General features: G+C 58.6%; 13 protein-coding genes. 5 read left to right on the forward strand and 8 right to left on the reverse strand.

Annotation, left to right across the window (positions count from 1 at the left end):
* Positions 1-3: 3 nt before the first annotated feature.
* Complete coding sequence (locus tag ACSOSI_RS18355; RefSeq protein WP_411226870.1) at positions 4-1,212, reverse strand: isochorismate synthase; 1,209 nt, start codon at positions 1,210-1,212, stop codon at positions 4-6.
* Positions 1,213-1,410: 198 nt separating this feature from the next.
* Here ACSOSI_RS18355 and fepB point away from each other — a divergent pair, with 198 nt between their 5' ends.
* Positions 1,411-2,370, forward strand: coding sequence for a Fe2+-enterobactin ABC transporter substrate-binding protein (fepB, locus tag ACSOSI_RS18360; RefSeq protein ID WP_476705913.1), 960 nt, complete (start codon positions 1,411-1,413; stop codon positions 2,368-2,370).
* On the opposite strand, the gene entS is transcribed toward fepB, so the two are convergent.
* A complete protein-coding gene (gene entS, locus ACSOSI_RS18365) occupies positions 2,357-3,625 on the reverse strand; it encodes an enterobactin transporter EntS (RefSeq protein WP_012146136.1) in 1,269 nt (422 codons plus the stop codon). The genes fepB and entS overlap by 14 nt on opposite strands.
* Positions 3,626-3,760: 135 nt before the next feature.
* Between entS and fepD the strand changes: the two genes are divergently transcribed.
* Genes fepD through ACSOSI_RS18380 form a run of 3 tightly spaced genes read left to right on the forward strand, consistent with a single transcriptional unit; the run spans position 3,761 to position 6,659 of the window.
* The gene (gene fepD / locus ACSOSI_RS18370; RefSeq protein WP_261131555.1) at positions 3,761-4,834 is read left to right on the forward strand and encodes a Fe(3+)-siderophore ABC transporter permease; all 1,074 of its coding nucleotides are present in this window, start codon (positions 3,761-3,763) and stop codon (positions 4,832-4,834) included.
* A complete protein-coding gene (gene fepG, locus ACSOSI_RS18375; RefSeq protein ID WP_476705914.1) occupies positions 4,834-5,859 on the forward strand; it encodes an iron-enterobactin ABC transporter permease in 1,026 nt (341 codons plus the stop codon). The genes fepD and fepG overlap by 1 nt, the downstream gene beginning before the upstream one ends.
* Complete coding sequence (locus tag ACSOSI_RS18380) at positions 5,856-6,659, forward strand: ATP-binding cassette domain-containing protein (protein WP_218216869.1); 804 nt, start codon at positions 5,856-5,858, stop codon at positions 6,657-6,659. Before fepG ends, ACSOSI_RS18380 begins: the two co-directional genes overlap by 4 nt.
* A gap of 73 nt (positions 6,660-6,732) precedes the next feature.
* Here the strand turns inward: ACSOSI_RS18380 and ACSOSI_RS18385 are convergent, their stop codons facing one another.
* From ACSOSI_RS18385 to fes, 3 genes are read right to left on the reverse strand one after another with little or no spacing between them, the layout of a single operon-like run.
* Positions 6,733-10,677, reverse strand: a complete 3,945-nt coding sequence (locus ACSOSI_RS18385; protein ID WP_476705915.1) for an amino acid adenylation domain-containing protein — start codon at positions 10,675-10,677, stop codon at positions 6,733-6,735.
* Between the two features lie 32 nt (positions 10,678-10,709).
* Positions 10,710-10,916: an MbtH family protein gene (locus tag ACSOSI_RS18390; RefSeq protein WP_017893570.1), complete on the reverse strand. Its 207-nt coding sequence runs from the start codon at positions 10,914-10,916 to the stop codon at positions 10,710-10,712.
* A complete protein-coding gene (fes, locus tag ACSOSI_RS18395) occupies positions 10,891-12,261 on the reverse strand; it encodes an enterochelin esterase (RefSeq protein WP_261277621.1) in 1,371 nt (456 codons plus the stop codon). The genes ACSOSI_RS18390 and fes overlap by 26 nt, the downstream gene beginning before the upstream one ends.
* Before the next feature lie 348 nt (positions 12,262-12,609).
* Here fes and ACSOSI_RS18400 point away from each other — a divergent pair, with 348 nt between their 5' ends.
* Complete coding sequence (locus ACSOSI_RS18400) at positions 12,610-14,889, forward strand: TonB-dependent siderophore receptor (RefSeq protein ID WP_261097802.1); 2,280 nt, start codon at positions 12,610-12,612, stop codon at positions 14,887-14,889.
* 52 nt (positions 14,890-14,941) lie between these two features.
* Here ACSOSI_RS18400 and ACSOSI_RS18405 read toward each other — a convergent pair whose 3' ends face one another.
* From ACSOSI_RS18405 to budA, 3 genes are all read right to left on the reverse strand, one after another.
* Complete coding sequence (locus ACSOSI_RS18405) at positions 14,942-16,537, reverse strand: ABC transporter substrate-binding protein (RefSeq protein ID WP_126501797.1); 1,596 nt, start codon at positions 16,535-16,537, stop codon at positions 14,942-14,944.
* A 139-nt stretch (positions 16,538-16,676) separates the two neighbouring features.
* Positions 16,677-18,362 carry an acetolactate synthase AlsS gene (alsS, locus tag ACSOSI_RS18410; protein ID WP_115184119.1) on the reverse strand — a complete coding sequence of 562 codons (1,686 nt, stop codon included), beginning with the start codon at positions 18,360-18,362 and terminating at the stop codon, positions 16,677-16,679.
* 39 nt (positions 18,363-18,401) lie between these two features.
* Entirely contained in the window at positions 18,402-19,181 is a 780-nt protein-coding gene (gene budA, locus ACSOSI_RS18415; RefSeq protein ID WP_012146146.1) for an acetolactate decarboxylase, read from the reverse strand.
* Position 19,182: the final 1 nt, after the last annotated feature.

Genomic DNA, 19,182 nt, shown 5'->3' on the forward strand with positions numbered 1-19,182 from the left:
TGTCTATCCTTGGTTCAGGCCAAACGCCCGCGAAATGGTACTGAGTTTGGTGCCGGTTTCATGCCATTCGGATTCCGGCGAAGAGTCTTGCACAATGCCGGCACCGGCAAACAGTCGCACCTGATTGCCCTGCACCGTGCCGCAACGGATGGTCACCACCCACTCACCGTTGCCTTCGGCGTCACACCAGCCGACGATGCCGCCAAACAGGCCGCGATCAAACGGCTCCAACTGCTTGATCACCTGATGCGCCAACGCGGTCGGGGTACCGCACAGCGCCGGTGTCGGGTGCAGCAGGCAGGCCAGCGACAGCGCATTTTCAGCGCGGCTGGCGGCTTCACCGTCGATAGGCGTGGACAGGTGCCACAGCGTGGTGGTGCTCAATAATTCAGGCACGGTGGGAATATTCAGATAGCGGCAGCGCTCGGCCAGTACCTGCCGCATGCCTTCGGTGACAAACTGGTGCTCATAGCGATCTTTTTCGGACACCAACAGCTGCTGGCTGACTTCCAGATCCCGCTGCGGATCGGCATCACGACGGGCAGAACCGGCCAGCGGATTGGAGTAGAACTGTGCGCCGGATTTACGTAGCAGCAATTCCGGGCTGGCCCCCAGCAATGCCCCTTGTTCCAGCGGGACATGGAAGTGGAAACCATGAGGATTCTGGGCGATGATCCGCGCCATCAACGCCTGGCGGTCTACCGGCTCACGCGTTTCAATCTCCAGCAGGCGCGACAACACCACTTTATCCAACTGGTCGCCGCGGGTCGCTTCCACCGCATCCGCCACCATTTGCATAAAGGGTTGTTGGGCAGGCACTTCATTTTGGCGGATAATTTCCGGCAGCGCGTCCTGCGGGGAAGTTACGCCAGCCAGAAAGGCATCGCGCTCAAACCATTGGGTTTGCTGGGGAATAAACAGAGCGGAGGGTTGATGAGTATCAAACGGGATCGCGCCGCACAGAACCGGGTTTTTAACCCCCGCCAGTTTCGCTTCGGCAAAAGCATGTTGTACCGCCTGCTGGAACTCACCGTTAAGCTGGTCCCCGTTATGGGCCGGCATCGTGATTTTGGCAAAGCAGCCTTGGGTGCTCAGGCTACGGAAAGGAGAGGTAAAGAAAAAGCCGGAGGTCGGCGACACATTTGCAGCAGCTTGTTCGCTATCCTTGCTTTGCGGCTTCTTTTGCCCGGTACTGTTTAGTGTAACGCTCATCGGTGCTCCCTTTCGTATCATGAACAATAACCTGTATAATAATGATTATCATTTGTATTGAATCGCGTTAAATTACCCTCGTGAATATGCTATGTCAATAAATGTAAACAGTTCTTCCATTCATAATCGTGATATAAAACCAGCAGTTTTAATTATATAAATGATAAGTATTACTATTTAACTTCTAAGGAATGCTTTATGAAGAAGAACCCCGTCTTCAGCCTGATGCTGTTTGGGCTGATGCTGATTGGCACGGCCCATGCCGCAGACGCCGGTTGGCCGCGTAAAATCGAAACCTCACACGGCGTCGTGACCCTCACGCAAGCCCCTGCCCGCATCGTTTCTACCAGCGTTACCGTTACCGGAACCCTGCTGGCGATTGATGCCCCGGTGATCGCCAGTGGCGCAACTACCCCCAACAACCGGGTGGCAGACTCACAAGGGTTCTTCCATCAATGGAGCGCTGTCGCGACGCAGCGCGGCGTTAAACGCCTGTATATCGGCGAGCCCAACGCAGAAACCATTGCCGGTGAGGCGCCCGATCTGATTATCATCTCGGCGACCGGTGCCGATTCCGCTCTGCGTCTGTACGATCAGCTCTCCGCCATTGCCCCGGTGCTGGTGGTCAATTACGACGACAAAAGCTGGCAGGCACTGGCACTCGAACTGGGCCAGGCCACCGGCCATGAGGCCCAGGCGCAGAAAGTCGTCAATGATTTCGACGCACGTGAACAATCGCTGAAGCAGCGTATGAAACTGCCGGAACAACCGGTTTCCGCCCTGGTCTTCAACGCCGATGGCAAATCCGCCAACCTGTGGACCGCCGCATCCTCCCAGGGGCAAATGCTCAAACAGCTGGGTTTTACACTGGCGACGCTACCGGCCAAGCTGAACAACAGCCGCAGCATGGGGATGCGTAAGGACATTATTCAACTGGCCGGTGAGAACCTGGCGGAAGGGCTGAACGGCCAGACGCTAATGCTGTTCGCCAACAATGACGGCGACGTCGAGCGGCTGATGGCCAATCCTTTCCTGGCGGACCTGCCGGCGGTGCAGCACAAGCGGGTTTACGCATTGGGCAGCGACACCTTCCGACTCGATTACTACAGCGCCAGCAACCTGCTGACGCTGTTGGAAAAGCAGTTTACTTCTCAGTAGATCCCGCGGCGGGCTGGAGATCGCTTTCTTGCCCGCCACTGCCCACCTGACGCAAACCGCGCATCGCAAATGCCAGCACCACACCGAGCAGCGCCACGCCAAAACCAAAGCTGGTGGAGGTCATCGCCGGCAGCATAAACGCCCCCATGGCCCCCAGCAGCAGCGCGCCCAGTGCATCACCCACCACGTTTTGCGCCGTCCACAGACCATTGATACGGCCGAGGAACGCATCCGGCGTCAGGTTCTGGATCAAGCCGTACTGCAGCAGTGAATTCAGCGCGCTCAGGTAGCCGAAAACCACCAGGAAGAACAGCGCCAGGCCGTACCACGGCATCAGACCAAACAGGCCGATAGCGACGAAAGCGCCAATCGCCGTCATCAGCATCATCCAGCCCGGACGCGCGACATGAGCCACCCGGCCGCTGGTAAAGGCACCGATGGCTGCGCCCAGTGGCACCGCGGAATACATAAAGCCCAGTTGAGCCGCACTGACCTGCCACATACCGGACATGGCCGGATACAGCACCCGCACCGCACTGGCCATGGTCAACAGCGCGCCGATCAGCGCCACCATACCAATCACCCGGTTGCGAAACAGGAAACCAAAGCCACCGGCCAGCGCACGTAGCGGGTGCTCACGCGGCTGCGGCGGCGGCAGCAACTGTGGCAGACGCAGTAACGGGATCAGCGTCAGCAAGGTGCCAAATGCGGCCAGACCGTAGTTCCATGCCACACCGGCGTTGGCGATCACCAACCCGCCGATCGCCGGAGAGAGGATCGAACCAAAACGCACCGTCAGCATGCTGATGGCCCCAGCCTGCACAATATTTTCACGCCCCACCAACGCCGGTGTCGCCGCCAGCAGCGCCGTGACGCCAACCGCACCGAAAAAGCCGTCCCATACTGCCAGCAGGTAAATCAGCGTTAATGAAGGCGTGGGCAGTGCGGCGTTCAGGCACAGGCCGACAAAGCCAATGCCGCAGGTGGAGCGGGCAAACAATATCAGGCGACGGCGTTCATAGCGGTCGGCCAGCACGCCCCCCATCAGCAAACCGGCAAACATGCCGCTACCCGCCAGCGTTACGGATAGCCCGACCAGCAACGTCGACCCGGTCAATGCCTGGATCTGCACCGGGATCGCAATGGCCATCAACCCCAGCGCTAAAATGGAAATAAAGCGCGCGCAAAAAACGGCACGAAAAGCGCCATTGGTCTTAAGCAGGCCAAAATCAAGCAAAATAGAGGGCTTACTCATGAGCTTTCTCACCAAAACTAAAGAAAAAGGGGCAGCGTCTGGGCTGCAATAGCGAAGGGACTCATGGTACCATAGATGAAAGCAATCAATAATGATAATAAAACTCATTTATATTCAATTGAATAATGGATTGGTATGTTACGGATTACACGCCCAGGCACACAGCCCGTCCCCGCTCCCCAGGAGCGTCTTATTGGCGGCACTTCCCGTTCATTTCGTCGCAGGCTTTTTGGCCTGCTGATTGCCATTGGTGCGCTGCTGATCGTTATGCTGCTCAGCCTGTCACTCGGCGCTAAATCTATTCCCTTCGACACGGTGATCCAGGCGCTGAAAGGCCAGTGCAGCGGTGCGGACTGCACCATCATCACCAACGCCCGGCTGCCACGTACGCTGGTTGGCATTCTGGCCGGTATTGCGCTGGGCCTGTCCGGCGTGCTGATGCAAACCCTCACCCGCAACCCACTGGCCGATCCGGGCATTCTCGGGGTTAACGCCGGTGCAGGCTTTGCCGTGGTGCTGGGGATCACCTTCTTTGGTGCCGTCGACGTCAGCCAATATCTGTGGTTCGCCTTTGCCGGTGCGATGTTCGCCGCACTGCTGGTCGCGCTAATCGGCGCTCTGGGTGGCAGCAGCCTCAACCCGGTGCGTCTGACGCTGGCCGGTGTCGCGCTGGCGGCGGTGCTGGAAGGCATGACCTCCGGGATTTCCCTGTTGAATCCACTGGTTTTCGACCAGCTCCGTTTTTGGCAGGCCGGTTCGCTGGATATTCAAAATATGCAGGTGGTGCGCACCGTCGCCCTGCCGATCCTGTTGGGCACGCTGATTACGCTGTGGATGAGCAAGTCGCTGAACAGCCTGAGCATGGGTAATGAATTAGCCACCGCGCTGGGTACCGGCATTGTTCGTACTCAGTTGCTGGGCCTGCTGGCGATTACTCTGCTGTGCGGCGGGGCTACCGCTGCCGTTGGCCCGATAGCCTTTGTCGGCCTGATGATGCCGCACATCGCCCGTCGGCTGGGCGGTTCCGAACTGCATTGGATGCTGCCATGGACGCTGGTACTGACCCCCATCCTGCTGTTGAGCGCCGATTTGATCGGTCGCTTCCTGGTGGCCGGTGAACTGCGTGTGTCCATCGTCACCGCCCTGATTGGCGCCCCACTGCTGATCATGCTGGTGCGACAACGTCATATGTTCAGGAGGCAGCGCTAATGTCGACGTCCGCGGCCCGTCTGATGACCATTCACAAAATGCGCGCCCTGTCGCGCCCGACGCTAACCGCCCTGCTGCTGCTGTTGGCTGCTTTGGCGCTGGCGATTTACGCTCTGGGTTCAGGTGCCTTGTCACTGACGGCTACCCAGGTGATCGACGCCTTGCGCGGCGAAGGCCCGGCCAATCTGGCGGTAATCGTCACCCAGTGGCGTTTGCCACGCGTGGTGATGGCGCTGTTACTGGGGGCGGCACTGGGCCTCAGCGGGGCCATTTTCCAGTCGATACTGCGCAACCCGCTCGGCAGCCCGGACGTGATTGGCTTTAATACCGGTGCCTACAGCGGCGTGCTGGTGGCCATAGTGCTGTTTAACGGTGGCGTTATCGGCATTACCGCCGGGGCGCTGGCCGGCGGCCTGTTAACCGCCGCGCTGATTTATCTGCTGGCATGGCGCAACGGCGTCGAGTCATTCCGTTTGATTATCGTCGGCATCGCCGTGCGCGCCCTGCTGGTGGCCGGCAATACCTGGCTTATTATCAGCGCCTCGCTGGAGTCGGCCATGACCGCCGGGTTGTGGAGCGCCGGTTCACTTAATGGCATCAACTGGGCGAAAAGCCTGCCGGTGTTGGCGGTGATTGCGCTGAGCTGTCTGCTGTTACTGACCCTGACCCGCCGCATGCGCCTGCTGGAGATGGGTGACGATACCGCCTGCGCGCTGGGCGTCCCGGTTGAACGTTCGCGCGTCATGCTGCTGTTGATCGGCGTAACGCTAACGGCAGCAGCCACCGCCGTCGCCGGGCCAATCTCCTTTATTGCGCTGGTGGCCCCGCAGATTGCGCGACGCCTGTGTGCCAACCGCAGCGTGCTGCTGCTGACGGCCCTGATCGGTGCCCTGCTGTTGCTGCTCGCCGATGTCGCTGCGCAGCGCCTGTTTATGCCTTATCAGTTGCCGGTCGGAGTGTTGACCGTCAGCCTGGGTGGCATTTATCTGATTTGGCTATTAATCCGTGAGTCACGTAAAAAATGAATGCTGAACCCCTGCAGTCCGCGCCGTTGCGCGCCGAACACCTGACGCTGGGCTACGACAAAAAGATTGTCGCCAGCGACCTTTCCGTCGCTATACCGCACGGCGAACTGACGGTGATTATCGGGCCAAACGCCTGCGGCAAATCCACCCTGCTGCGCACCCTTAGCCGCCTGATGCAGCCGCAGGCCGGGGCTGTCTGGCTGAACGGCAAACACATCAGCGAATACGCCACTAAAGAGGTGGCGCGCCAGTTGGGGCTGCTGCCGCAAAGCTCCACCGCGCCGGGTGATATCACCGTGTTTGATCTGGTGGCGCGCGGTCGCTATCCGCATCAGCGCCTGTTCAGTCGTTGGGGCGAAGCGGATCAGCAGGCTGTGGAACAGGCGATGCGCTCCACCGGCGTATTCGAACTGGCCGAACAGCCGGTCGACACCCTCTCCGGCGGGCAAAGGCAACGAGTGTGGATTGCGATGGTGCTGGCGCAGCAAACGCCGCTGCTGCTGCTGGATGAGCCGACCACCTGGCTGGACATCAGCCATCAGATCGACCTGCTGGAGCTGATGCGTCAGCTAAACCGTGAAAACGGCCATACGCTGGTGGTGGTGCTGCACGACCTCAACCATGCCTGTCGTTACGCCACGCATCTGATTGCCATGCGCGACGGTAAGGTGGTGGCCGAAGGGGCGCCGAAGGATATTGTGACCGCGGAACTGATCGAAGAGGTGTACGGCCTGCGCTGCATGATCATTGACGATCCGGTTTCGCATACACCGTTGGTGGTACCACTGGGTAAGTCATAAATATTGTAGGGCCCAGCATGCTGGGCCCGCGTTAATCGGGGCGAATCTATTCGCTCCCTACCCGTCACGGGTATTACAGCGCTCTTAGAATACGGTTCAGCAACGGTCCCAACACCTTGAACGACGTTGGTGAAACGATATCTACGTGCGCACAATCCAGCTCATGCACCTGTAAGGCATCGACGTATTGCGACCAGGTTTGCTGCACGTCCATTCCCTCCTGCAACGTCTGACGCGCGACAAACAGCGTCGCCTGCCCTTTGAAGTTCGCCGTATGGGTGGCTGAAAGCAGGCGCACTGAGTCGGCATAGTTGGCTTCGATATTATCGAACATCGCCACCCGGGTTTCGCCCAATGCAGGATCAAGCGCATCTTCGGAAACGGCCAGGAACTGCTCGCGCTCGCGCTGGACTTCTTTAAGCACGTTGTCGTCGAGCATCACGTCCCAGTTCTGGGTTTCCGGCGGATAGGTATCCAGCAGCCCCAGGAAGGCCACTTCTTCCCCCCGCGCCTGCAATCTGGCGGCGATACCCTGCGCCAGGGTGCCGCCCAGTGAATAACCGATAAAGTGATACGGGCCCTGCGGCTGTACCTGCAATACCTGCTCCAGATGCGCGTCGCATACCTGATCCATATTCTCACTCAGCGCCAGCGGGCCGTCGGGGCGCGGTGACTGAATACCCACCAGCGACCAATGCTGGTCGATATAGCGCGGCAGCACGCTGAACTGCCATGAGAATCCGGAAGCCGGATGCAGGCAAAACAGCGTAGGGCCTTCGGTAGTGCGCAGCGGCAATACGCTGTCGAAACCAGTCTGATCGGCCTCTTCCTGCGTGCGATCTTCCGCCAGCAGTTGCGCCAGCTGCTCCACACGGGAAGCCACCATCACCTGCCCGACCGAAACCGCTTTACCCAGTTCACGGCGCAGCTCCGCCGCCAGGCGCATCGCCAGCAGCGAGTGACCCCCAAGGGCAAAGAAATCATCATCGGCAAACACCGTTTCACGCTGTAGCAAACGGGCGAATACCGCCGCGATCGCCGTTTCCAGTCCTGCTTCAGGCTCGCGTCCTGCGGCCCTGACCCCGCTTTGCGGTTGCGGCAACGCTTTGCGATCCAGCTTGCCATTGGCACTCAGCGGCAAGGCGTCCATTTCGACTAACGCCACCGGCACCATATGTGGCGGCAGGCGATCGGCCAGCGCGGCACGCAGCACCTCCAGATCTAGGCGTACACCCGGCTGCGCTACCAGATACCCCACCAGTTGGCGGGCATCACCACCGGCCGGATCTGTCGGCGTATTGTCCAACACCAGCGCATGAGTCACCGCCTGCTTGATGCCCGGCAATGACAACAACGCATGATCGATTTCACTCAGTTCGATGCGTTGTCCACGAATTTTTAGCTGATCGTCGCTGCGACCGAGATACTCCACTTCGCCGCCCGGTAACCAGCGCGCGACGTCACCCGTGCGATACATCCGCCCACCGTCGCCCGCCGGGTCAGCCACAAAGCGGCTGGCGGTCAGTTCAGGTCGCCCCAGATAACCGTGTGCGAGCTGTACACCGGTGAGATACAAATCCCCGGCGACACCCGGCGGCACCGGCCGTAAGCGCGCGTCAAGAATACGCAATCCGGTATTCCATACCGGCAGACCGATAGGCACGTTGGCACCGGTGACGGCGGCCAACGCCTCACCCCAGGCAGGGTGCCAGCTGACGTCCACCGCCGCTTCGGTCGGGCCATAAAGGTTGTGCAGTCGCACCCCGGTGCGGCTCTGCCACAGACGGCACAGCTCGGCCGGTAGCGCTTCGCCGCTGCAGAACACCTGTTGTAATGGCGCGCAGCACGCCACCGCCTGCCGATTGTCCAGCGCACCGACAAAGGCCGCCAGCATCGAAGGCACAAAGTGCATCGTGGTGACGCGGTGTTGATCAATCAGTTGCAGCAGCTGTTCCGGATCGCGATGCGCCTCCGGCGGTGCCATCACCAACTGGGCGCCGACCATCAACGGCCAGAAAAACTCCCATACCGAGACGTCAAAACTGCAGGGGGTTTTCTGCAACACCACATCGCCCGCCGCCATTGGATACTGATGCTGCATCCACAGCAGACGGTTGACGATTGCCTGGTGCCCCACCAGCACGCCTTTCGGTCGCCCGGTCGAACCTGAGGTAAAGATAATGTAGGCCGGATGGTGCGGCGTGGGTCCGCTGAGCACCACGTCCGTCGCGCTGTCTGCCGCCAGCGGCGCGTCATACAGAAAAATGTCACCCTTGCCGACAAAACGTGCCTGCTGGCTGGCTTCGGTGATAATCAGACGCGGCGTAGCGTCCTCCAGCATCATGCTGAGGCGTTCGTCCGGGTAACCGGTGTCCAACGGTAAATAAGCCGCCCCCGCCTCGACAATGGCCATTAACGCCAGCGACAGAAACACCGAGCGCGGCAAGGCGACGGCAACGATATCGCCGGGTTGCACGCCCTGAGCGACCAGTTGGCGCGCCAACGCGCTGACCTGTTCGCGGGTCTCGCGGTAGTTAAATTGATACTGCGCATCGGCCAGCGCCGGTGCATCCGGGGTTTTCTGCGCCTGCTGCGCCAGCAAGCCGCTGAGGGTTTGCGGCGCCACAGGATAAGCAGTGTCGTTGACCCGAGCCAATAATTGGTGATCCTGCCCGGTGAGCAAGTCGGCGTCCCCGATAGGCATTTGCGGCTGAGCGGCGAACTGACGTAACAACAACGGCAGGCGTTGCAGATGGGCCGCCAACTCATCCCGCTGATAACGCTCGGCATTGGCCAGCAGATCGACCTTCAGCGTACCGGCCTCATCAAGATACAGCGCAATCTCCAGGTCACGCACCGGCCCGGAGGCCAGCTCATGGGTAATGCCTTCGATATCGCCAAAGTCCAACTGGAAATCGAACATCTTAAAGTTGAAAACGGTGCCATACAGCGGCTGGGCATCACCGATCCGCCCCAGATCACGCTGCACCTGCTCCGCCTCGTAACGCTGATGGCGACGGACGCTTTTCAGCTCACGGCCGATATTGCCGGCAACCTCGCTCAGCGTCGCCTGAGGATCGAGGTGCATTTCGATCGGCAGCACGTTAATCACCGGGCCGTTGGCGCATAACGCGGCCGAGCCGGTACGGCGCATAAAGATAAAGCCGGCGCTGAAGCTGGCGTGACCGCTCAGGCGAGACACCCACAGCGCCACCAGCGCCAACGCCATATCTGCCACGCTGAACTGCTGCTGACCGGCGTTCACCAGTTGGCTGAAGTCCTGGCGGTCGCACAGCTGTGATAACCGATGAATGCGGGTGGTCGGCGTCTGGCCGGCCAGTGGCTGCGGACAGAGTGTGGCTGGCGCAGGCAACTGCTTTGCCTTGTTCAGCCAAAAGGCCGCGTCACGCTGGCAAGTCGCCGATTGTGCGTAGCGTTGATATTCTTCAACCACTTCACTGAAGGCACTAAACGGCGTCGGGTCCGGCTGCTCATTGCGCGACATCCGGGTGTAAATATGGGAAATTCTGCGGGCAATGGCGGTGAAACTGAAGCCATCCACCAGAATATGGTGATAGCGCTGATACCAGAACCAACGCTGATCCGACAGGCGGATCAACATATGGCGATACAGTGCATTGCCGCTGCCGATGCGTAAATCACCGGACATATCCAGCTGCATCAAGGCACGCGCTGCCGCTGCTGCATCAGGGGAGTCTCGCAGATCAATCAGCTCAACCGGCAGGATCGCCAGTTGCGGGTCATGCCACTGCATCGGCACCCCGTCACGCTCTTCAAAACGGAACTGCAGGGTATCCACTTCGGACAGCCCCTGCGCGATCGCCTGCAGCAGGCAATCCTGGTCCAGCGCCCCGCAGAGCTCGATATAGTGGGAAACCGCATAGGCGTTGGCGTGCGGTGAAATTTGATCGGCAACCCAGATCCCGGGTTGCGCGGCGACCAACGGCAACTCAGTGGCGAGTGGCTGTTCGGTCGATAATAAAGTGCTGTCTGACAAGGGACTGACTCCTGTTCTCGGTATTATTGCCATCACGCCTTGCGCAGTGATGCGGGCCGCATATCCTGCCAATGTTGTTCCAGCCACAGCACGCACAGCGGCCGCGCCGCCGGACCGAATACCGGCGTCCACCCCGCCGGTACTGCGCTAAATTCGGGCCACAGGCTGTACTGCAGTTGGTCATTGCACACAATCAGGCAAATTTGTTGTTCGTCATCGAACGGGTTCTGAGTTTCCATCACGGACTCCCTGGACGGTGAAGGTGAGTTTGGCCGCAGAGGCAGGAAGGCTATCCGACCACAGCGCTTGCAGCCCGTCGATCAGGCCGCCGCGCCAGCACAGGTAGTCATGGCCGCCCGCCACCGTCCGGTATTGCACCCGATGCCCGGCGTCACGCAGCAACTCTGCCATTCGGTCATTCACCCGGTGCGCCACTTTTTCGTGCACGCCGGCTTCCATAAATACCTTCAATTTACCCTGACCGACTCCCTGCTCTACCTGATGCAGCAGCCAGCCGGCATCGGCCGGTATTGCTTCACGCTGATACATATCACGGCGCGGCCACCAGAATGAACCGGACTGGCTGATCACTCCACCGAAGCACTGTGGCCAGTTCAACCCGGCATACAGCGACGACAGGCCGCCAAAACTCTGGCCGCATACCAACGTCGTGGCAGGGTCACGGCTGTGAGGTGCCCATTCGGCCACCTGCGGCAGCAGTTCTTCTTGCACCGCCAGCCAGAAATCTTCATTGCAGGCCAGCTCCTGGCTGCGGTGTTTGAGACTGATAATGTCGATCAGCAGATAAACCGCTTCCGGCAATTGGCCTTCACGGGTCAACTGCATCAGCGGATCCCAGACCGGCATGTTGCTCGACCAGAACTGGCCGTCCAGCAATACCGCCAGCGGTCGCTGCGCCGGGTTGCTGTCGCCGGTGGTGTAAACCCAGACGTCGCGGGTATTACCCAACCGCTCACTGTGCCAACTGTGACGCTGTAGTCTGGCCGGTGGCGCTGGCGTACAACGTCCACTGGCCACGGCGTAGCGATCAAAATCCTGCCAGGCCGCTTGCGCTGGGGCTTCCGGCATATGCAGCCCGGACAGCACGTTGCCGCCAACACCGGTCCATGAACGATGAGGATTCAGCAGATCCTGAGTGGCACCGGCAAACACCTGATGCCACCAGTGACGGATCGAATGCATATTGGCGTGTGCATCGTCGCCACTGTGTTCCAGCGGTCGGTCGTCCATACAGGGGATAAAGCAGTAGCTGCCACGCCAGTCGGCGCTCAGTTCGGTTTGCCAGTACCAGACGTCGGTCCCTTCCAGCCGTTGCAGGCTCTGCGGCGGCGACGACTGGTGGTGGTCGGTCAGGCAATTGATGTGGATCCAGACGCGTTGATAGGCTGAAGTGAGTTCACATCCCTGCGGATCGCGCCATAAAAATGTGACCTTCCCTCGCCCATCCCCCTGCAGTTCCACCAGCGGCGTGCCGCGTTTGGCGATAGTCAGCCACCATCCATGGCGCCCTGCGTGCTTGCTCGATAATAATCTGCTGCTTTCTGACTCGGATTTTGTTTTCAAAACGCCTATTCACTATTTAGCTGGCAGCTTCAGGAAAGCCGGTAAATTCGCGGCGCGAGGCGCTGCCCAAGAAAACGGTAAACCGAATACTATTGATAATTATTTGCGTTTGCAATAGTGTGTGTAGGCTCGCAAACCGGGCAGGTATGTTCAACAGGGATGGATACCGAATTTTATACTCGTCATCTTTCAAGTTGCAGGGTATAGCGCTGGATCCAATGTCGGTGATGTCGCATCCGACCGGTTGGATTTTTATTTCCGAAAACACAAAAACTACAACCGCCCTTCTCTACTGCCGGAGGCCTGCTTTCGGTGCTCCGGGAAAGGCAGCAAGGTAGGAACTCTCACATGAACCGCAAATTATCTCGTTATTCCTTAGCCACACTCATCGGGTTAGGATTAGGCGCGTCCGCCTTTGCGCACGCCGCACAGCAAACAGAAACCACCGCAGAAACAGACTCCGTCGCCAAAAATAAAAAAGAAGCCGCCGAGGACACCATTGTTGTCACCGCCGCCAAGCAGAACCTGCAGGCGCCCGGGGTTTCGACCATTACCGCCGACGAAATCAAAAAACGCCCACCGGCACGCGATATTAGCGAACTGATCCGCACCATGCCGGGCGTTAACCTGACCGGTAACTCCACCAGCGGCCAGCGCGGCAACAACCGCCAGATCGATATTCGCGGCATGGGCCCGGAAAATACCCTGATCCTGATCGACGGCAAACCCGCCACCAGCCGCAACTCTGTACGTCAGGGTTGGCGTGGCGAACGTGATACCCGCGGCGATACCGCCTGGGTGCCACCGGAGATGATTGAACGCATCGAAGTGCTGCGCGGCCCGGCGGCGGCACGCTACGGCAATGGCGCCGCCGGCGGCGTAGTCAATATCATCACCAAAAAGAACACCAAAGAGCTGCACGGCTCGCTGAATGCCTACTTCGACGTGCCGCAGCACAAGCAGGAAGGCTCTACCAAGCGCACCGACTTTAGCCTGTCCGGCCCGTTGACCGACGAGTTGAGCTTCCGCCTGTTCGGTGGCTACAGCAAAACTCAGGCCGACGCCTGGGATATCAACGAAGCGCATAAATCCGAGCGCGTAGGCATTTACGCCAACAGCACCCCCTCCGGGCGTGAGGGCGTGGAAGACAAAAACATCGATGCCATGCTGCATTGGGATTTTGCTCACCTGCAGTCACTGGAGTTTGAGTATGCCTACGGTCGTCAGGGCAACCTGTATGCCGGGGATACTCAAAACACCAACTCCAACCCGCTGGTGCAAAGCAACTACGGTAAAGAAACCAACCGTATTTACCGCGAAACCTTCGGTCTTAACCACCGGGGCGCCTGGGATAGTGGCGTTAGTACCAACAACTATATTCAGTTCGAACGCACCCGTAATACCCGTCTGAACGAAGGCCTGGCCGGCGGTACCGAAGGCATCTTCGATACCAAAAACGAAGGGTTTGGCACCACCAAACTGGACGATTTCCTGGCACACAGCGAAATCAGCGTTCCCTTTGAACTGGGCGTGACACAAACCGCGACGCTGGGCACCGAATGGAACCAGCAGAAGATGAAAGACGGTTCCTCCACCAGCCAAACCCTGATGGGCGGCACCATTCCTGGTCAGGCAAACGGTACCCGCAGCCCTTATGCCTCCGCGCATATCTTCTCGCTGTTTGCTGAAGACAATATGGAGCTGACCGACAGCACCATGCTGACGCCAGGCCTGCGTTACGACCTGCACTCCGAGGCCGGCAACAACTGGAGCCCGTCGCTGAATCTGTCGCAGGAATTGGGTGACTTCTTCACCCTGAAGATGGGCATCGCCCGCGCCTACAAGGCACCGAACCTGTACCAGACCAACCCAAACTATTTGCTCTACAGCAAAGGCCAGGGTTGCTCGTCCAGCGATGTCAAAAATGGCTGTTACCTGTTGGGTAACGACGATCTGAAGGCGGAAACCAGCGTCAACAAAGAAGTGGGTCTGGAGTTCCATAACGACGGCTGGCTGGCCGGCGTGACTTATTTCCGCAACGACTACCACAACAAAATCGAAGCGGGTAACTCCCGAATCGGCACCAGCAGCACCGGTACCGCTATCTACCAATGGGAAAACGTACCTAAAGCGGTAGTACAGGGATTGGAAGGCACGTTGAACGTGCCGGTCAGCGAGACCGTTTCCTGGACCAACAATGCCACCTATATGATTGAAAACAAGAATAAGACTACCGGTGACTACCTGTCGATTATTCCTGAATTCACCATCAACTCGACCCTGAGCTGGCAGGCCACCGAAGAGCTGTCGATGCAGTCGACCCTGACCTGGTACGGCCGTCAGAAGCCGAAGAAGTACAACTATCAGGGCAAACCGGTTAGCGGAACCGAAACCAAGGAAGTCAGCCCTTACGCCGTCGTGGGCGCCAGCGCCACCTATGATGTGACCAAGAACGTCAGCCTGACGGCCGGTATCGACAACCTGTTCGACAAACGCCAGTTCCGTGAAGGTAACTCGCAGAACGTAGGTGACCCGACCACCGGCGCGATTAATATCGCCGGTGCAGGCGCAGCCACCTACAACGAACCGGGCCGGACTTACTATATGAGCGTGAATACCCATTTCTAATCGTGGGATAAACCGGTAATGAAACGGGGGCTGCCATGCAGCCCCCGTTTATTTATTTCTCCAGCGAAACCTGTTTGAAGATGTGCTTGCCGAACGGGTCAATCTCGTAGCCTTTCACTTCCTTGCGTACCGGCTCAAAAATGGTTGAGTGAGCAATCATCATCGCCGGCATTTGGTCATGCATCATCACCTGCGCCTGCTGATACATCACCACCCGTTTGGCGTGATCGTTCTCTTCACGCGCCTGCTGGATCAGCTTATCGAACGGCGGATAGCACCATTTGGCCGAGTTTGAACCGCCGTTGGCCGAAACGCAGGTAAACAGCGGGCCGAAGAAGTTATCCGGATCGCCGTTGGCGGTGGTCCAGCCCATCAACGCGGCCTGATGCTCCCCGTTTTTTATCCGCTGCAAATATTCGCCCCACTCAAAGGTAACAATCTTGGCCTTCACGCCGATTTTCGCCCAGTCGGCCTGGATCATCTCCGCCATGCGTTTGGCGTTCGGATTGTACGGCCGCTGTACCGGCATCGCCCACAGATCGATGGCGAACCCCTGCCCCAGCCCGGCCTCTTGCAACAACCGTTTGGCTTTTTCCGGGGAGTACGGATAGTCCTCAATCTGGTCATTGCTGCCCCACTGGGTTGGCGGCAGCAGGTTCTTCGCCGGCTGGCCTGCGCCGTGGAATACCGCCTCGAGGATAGCCGGCTTGTTCACCGCCAGCGCCAGCGCCTGCCGCACCTTGAGGTTATCCAGCGGTTTTTTCTGGGTATTGAACGCCAGGAACCCGATGTTCAGCCCGGATTTCTCCATCACCTGGATATTTTTGTCCTCGCGCATGCGCTTGAGATCCGCCGGGTTGGGGAACGGCATCACCTGACATTCATTCTTTTGCAGTTTGGCAAAGCGGACCGCCGCATCCGGGGTGATCGAGAACACCAGCCGGTCTATCTTCGGTTTGCCCTCCCAATACTGGTCGAACGCCTTGTAGAGGATCTTCGCATCCTTCTGGTACTGCACCAGTTGGAATGGCCCGGTGCCGACAGGATCGTTATCCACCCGCTGTGGCGTGCCGGCCTTCAGCATCGCATCGGCATATTCGGCCGAGAGAATGGTGGCGAAATACATGCCGAGATCGGCCACAAACGGCGCTTCGGCACGCGAAAGCTCAAAACGCACGGTGTTGTCATCCACTTTGACAATGTTGTTGATCAGCGTGCCAAACTCCATCGACTCAAAGTTGGTGTAAGCGCCGTTGGAGACCTTGTGATAGGGGTTGTTGGCGTCTTTTTGCCGCATAAAGGAGAAGATAACGTCGTCGGCGTTGAAGTCGCGGGTGGGGGTAAAGTATTTATTGCTCTGGAATTTCACCCCTTTGCGCAGATGAAAAGTGTATTGCTTGCCGTCTTCGCTCACCTGCCAGCTTTCCGCCAGGCTGGGTTGAAGCTCGACGGTACCGACTTTAAAGTCCACCAGCCGGTTGTAAATCGTCGCCGAACTGGCATCTACCGTCGGGCCGGAGGTAAACAACTGCGGATTAAACCCTTCCGGCGAGCTTTCGGAACAATAAACCAGCGTGCTGGCGCGAGCGCCGCCCATCACCGTTAGAGCCAATAGTCCCAACGTCATTGTTATTGCTTTTTTATTCATTGTGCCATCCCCAGAGTAGAAAACAGACTCGAGGGATACCAATAAATCATGCAGTTAGGGATGTAAAGCACAAATTCTGAGCATCAAAAACGGGGAGTGCCTCATGCGGCATTCCCCGTGGTTTAGCGACTTGCTGAAATTAAATCATCTGGCTGAAGTTCATCTGCGCCATCAGTTTGTAGTTGTCGGCGTAATCCACCGGAATAGCCACCACCACCGGCCCCTGAATTTCCATTGCCTTACGCAGCATCGGTCGCAAGTCTTCTACCGACTGCACGGCAAACCCGACCGCGCCGCAGGCTTCAGCATAGGCTTTAAAATCAATCGGGCCGAATTCCACCCCGGATTTGCGCCGGTATTTGTTCACCTCCTGCATTTCCACCATGTTGTAGGCGTTATCCACCCAAATGACGTGCACGATGTTATTTTTCAGGCGTACTGCGGTTTCCAGCTCCATGCTCGACTGCATAAAACCGCCGTCGCCGGAGATAGAGACCACTTTGTCCCCCGGGCGCACCAGCGCCGCACCGATCGCCCACGGCAACGCCACCCCCATGGTCTGTTGGCCGTTGGAAATCAGTAACTGGCGCGCGCGGAAACTGTAAAGATAACGTGCAATCCAGATGTGGAAACTGCCCATGTCCACGCACAGCGTCACGTCGTCGCTGACGATATCCTGCAGCTCTTTCACGATGCGCAACGGGTGGATCGGCATGCCGCCGCGCCGGGCAGCCCGTTCCGCCAGTTCATGGCGCTGACGGCCCAGATCGCTGAGGATCAATTCCACCTCCGTCGGCACGCTCACCGCTCCGCTAAAGGCTTCGGTCATCATGTCGAGAGTGGCGCTAATATTGCCCACCAGCTCAATGTCCGGGCGATAGCAGGTGTCGATATCCGCCGGCAGTACGTCGATATGCACCAGTTTCAACCTGCCCTGGCTATTCCACATGCAGGGATCGTATTCAATTGGGCCATAACCGACGCTGACCACCAGATCGGCCTTTTGCAATAGCTGGTCGGCGGGTTGGTTATTGAACAAGCCAACGCGCCCGGCAAAGCGCGCAAAGTGGTTAACGTCAATCACCCCCGCCGCCTGATAAGTGCCCACCACCGGCATATGGGTGCGATGCAGCAACTGGCGTACCGACTCGCTGTTTTCCGGACGGCTGGCCTGCAAACCCAACAGCAATACCGGGCATTTTGCCTGCTGGATCAATTTGACCGCGGCGCGAATATCCTCGGCCGCCGCCGCCCCCATGCGTGGCAACCGGCATCCCGCCAGCACCGGCGCACTGACCGGCTCATTGACGATATCCATTGGCAGACTGATAAAAGAGGCCCCCGGACGGCCGAACTCGGCGTGGCGGAAGGCGTTGGCGATCACTTCTGAAATCGCCGAACCGGCATGCACCTCGGCACAGTATTTGGTCACTGGCCGGAACATGCTGACGGTGTCCATGCTCTGGTGAGTCTGTTTCAGGTTATCGGCACGTTTCACCGCACCGCCAAAAGCCACTACCGCATCCCCTTCCGAGGTCGCCGTCGCCAGCCCGGTGATCAGGTTAGAACTGCCCGGCCCGGAGGTCACCAGCGCCACCCCGGCCTTGCCGGTCAGGCGCCCGACCGCCGCCGCCATAAATGCCGCGTTGGCTTCGTGACGCACCACCACCGTTTCTATCGACGGCGCATCCTCCAGAGAATCAAATACCCGGTCAATCTTGGCCCCCGGGATGCCGAATACGTGCTTAACCCCCTGCGCCTCCAGATTTTTCACCACTAAATCTGCGCCACATGCCCAGTTATTGTCTGTTTTTGCCTTGTTCATGGAATACCTCCTGAAAACTAACCCAAGACTGTCGCGGAATTAACCCTCGGCAGAACGAATTGCGCGATCCAAATCCTCTGGACAGAGGTCGGCGCGCAGAAAATCCGCGTCATGCGGCAACTGAAGATTGAGACGGGTGATCACACCAAATTGCAGACGGCCATGGTCGAGCTGGTAATCCAGCACATGCCCACCGCCGTTGCGGTCTTCGGTGACAAAATGCTCGTGATAGCCGGCCACGCCAACGCCCTGCATATAGTCAGGCGAGCGAAAACCGACCAGCGTGCCCTGGCAATGATGAAAGGCAAAGGTGGGCTGTTCTTCAATCGCCTCCAGCATTGGGCGATAGGGGCGTTCCTGACGGGGCACAGTCCGGGTTTCCACGTGGCTGAACTCGCCGTCGACGCGCACTGCACAGAACAGATTCGGCGAAGCCACCTGTTCATCAATGCATTGGTGCAGCTGCGCCTTGGTGATCGGACGATCGAAATGTTGGGTGACGCTGGGTTGGAAAAAGGTGACGACGGCAAATGGGGTTTTCTGCTGCAGACTGGCCGGTCGCGCGCTACCGTCGGCACGCAACTGGTGTATTTCCTTGTCGAAGGCGATCAGTTCACCGTCCAGGTGGTTGAAAGTCCCCAGGCCAAAATTGCCGTGCCTGAGCAACTCGGCAATGGTGACCTCCCCTTCGTAAACACCGCTGATTAACGCGCTCATCAGCGAGATTTGGTAGATCTCGCCCTCCCCAACGCTCAGCGACTGCCTGGCAAAGCCCTGCGCCAAATGCTGCGCACAGGCACACCCGTGATCTTCGTTCATA

Source organism: Serratia sp. AR11, from assembly GCF_056376275.1.

Coding starts and splice junctions, on each gene's coding strand:
- ACSOSI_RS18355 (WP_411226870.1), bottom strand. CDS start 1,212: ATGAGCGTTACACTAAACAGTACCGGGCAAAAGAAGCCGCAAAGCAAG.
- fepB (WP_476705913.1), top strand. CDS start 1,411: ATGAAGAAGAACCCCGTCTTCAGCCTGATGCTGTTTGGGCTGATGCTG.
- entS (WP_012146136.1), bottom strand. CDS start 3,625: ATGAGTAAGCCCTCTATTTTGCTTGATTTTGGCCTGCTTAAGACCAAT.
- fepD (WP_261131555.1), top strand. CDS start 3,761: ATGTTACGGATTACACGCCCAGGCACACAGCCCGTCCCCGCTCCCCAG.
- fepG (WP_476705914.1), top strand. CDS start 4,834: ATGTCGACGTCCGCGGCCCGTCTGATGACCATTCACAAAATGCGCGCC.
- ACSOSI_RS18380 (WP_218216869.1), top strand. CDS start 5,856: ATGAATGCTGAACCCCTGCAGTCCGCGCCGTTGCGCGCCGAACACCTG.
- ACSOSI_RS18390 (WP_017893570.1), bottom strand. CDS start 10,916: ATGGAAACTCAGAACCCGTTCGATGACGAACAACAAATTTGCCTGATT.
- ACSOSI_RS18400 (WP_261097802.1), top strand. CDS start 12,610: ATGAACCGCAAATTATCTCGTTATTCCTTAGCCACACTCATCGGGTTA.
- ACSOSI_RS18405 (WP_126501797.1), bottom strand. CDS start 16,537: ATGAATAAAAAAGCAATAACAATGACGTTGGGACTATTGGCTCTAACG.
- alsS (WP_115184119.1), bottom strand. CDS start 18,362: ATGAACAAGGCAAAAACAGACAATAACTGGGCATGTGGCGCAGATTTA.
- budA (WP_012146146.1), bottom strand. CDS start 19,181: ATGAACGAAGATCACGGGTGTGCCTGTGCGCAGCATTTGGCGCAGGGC.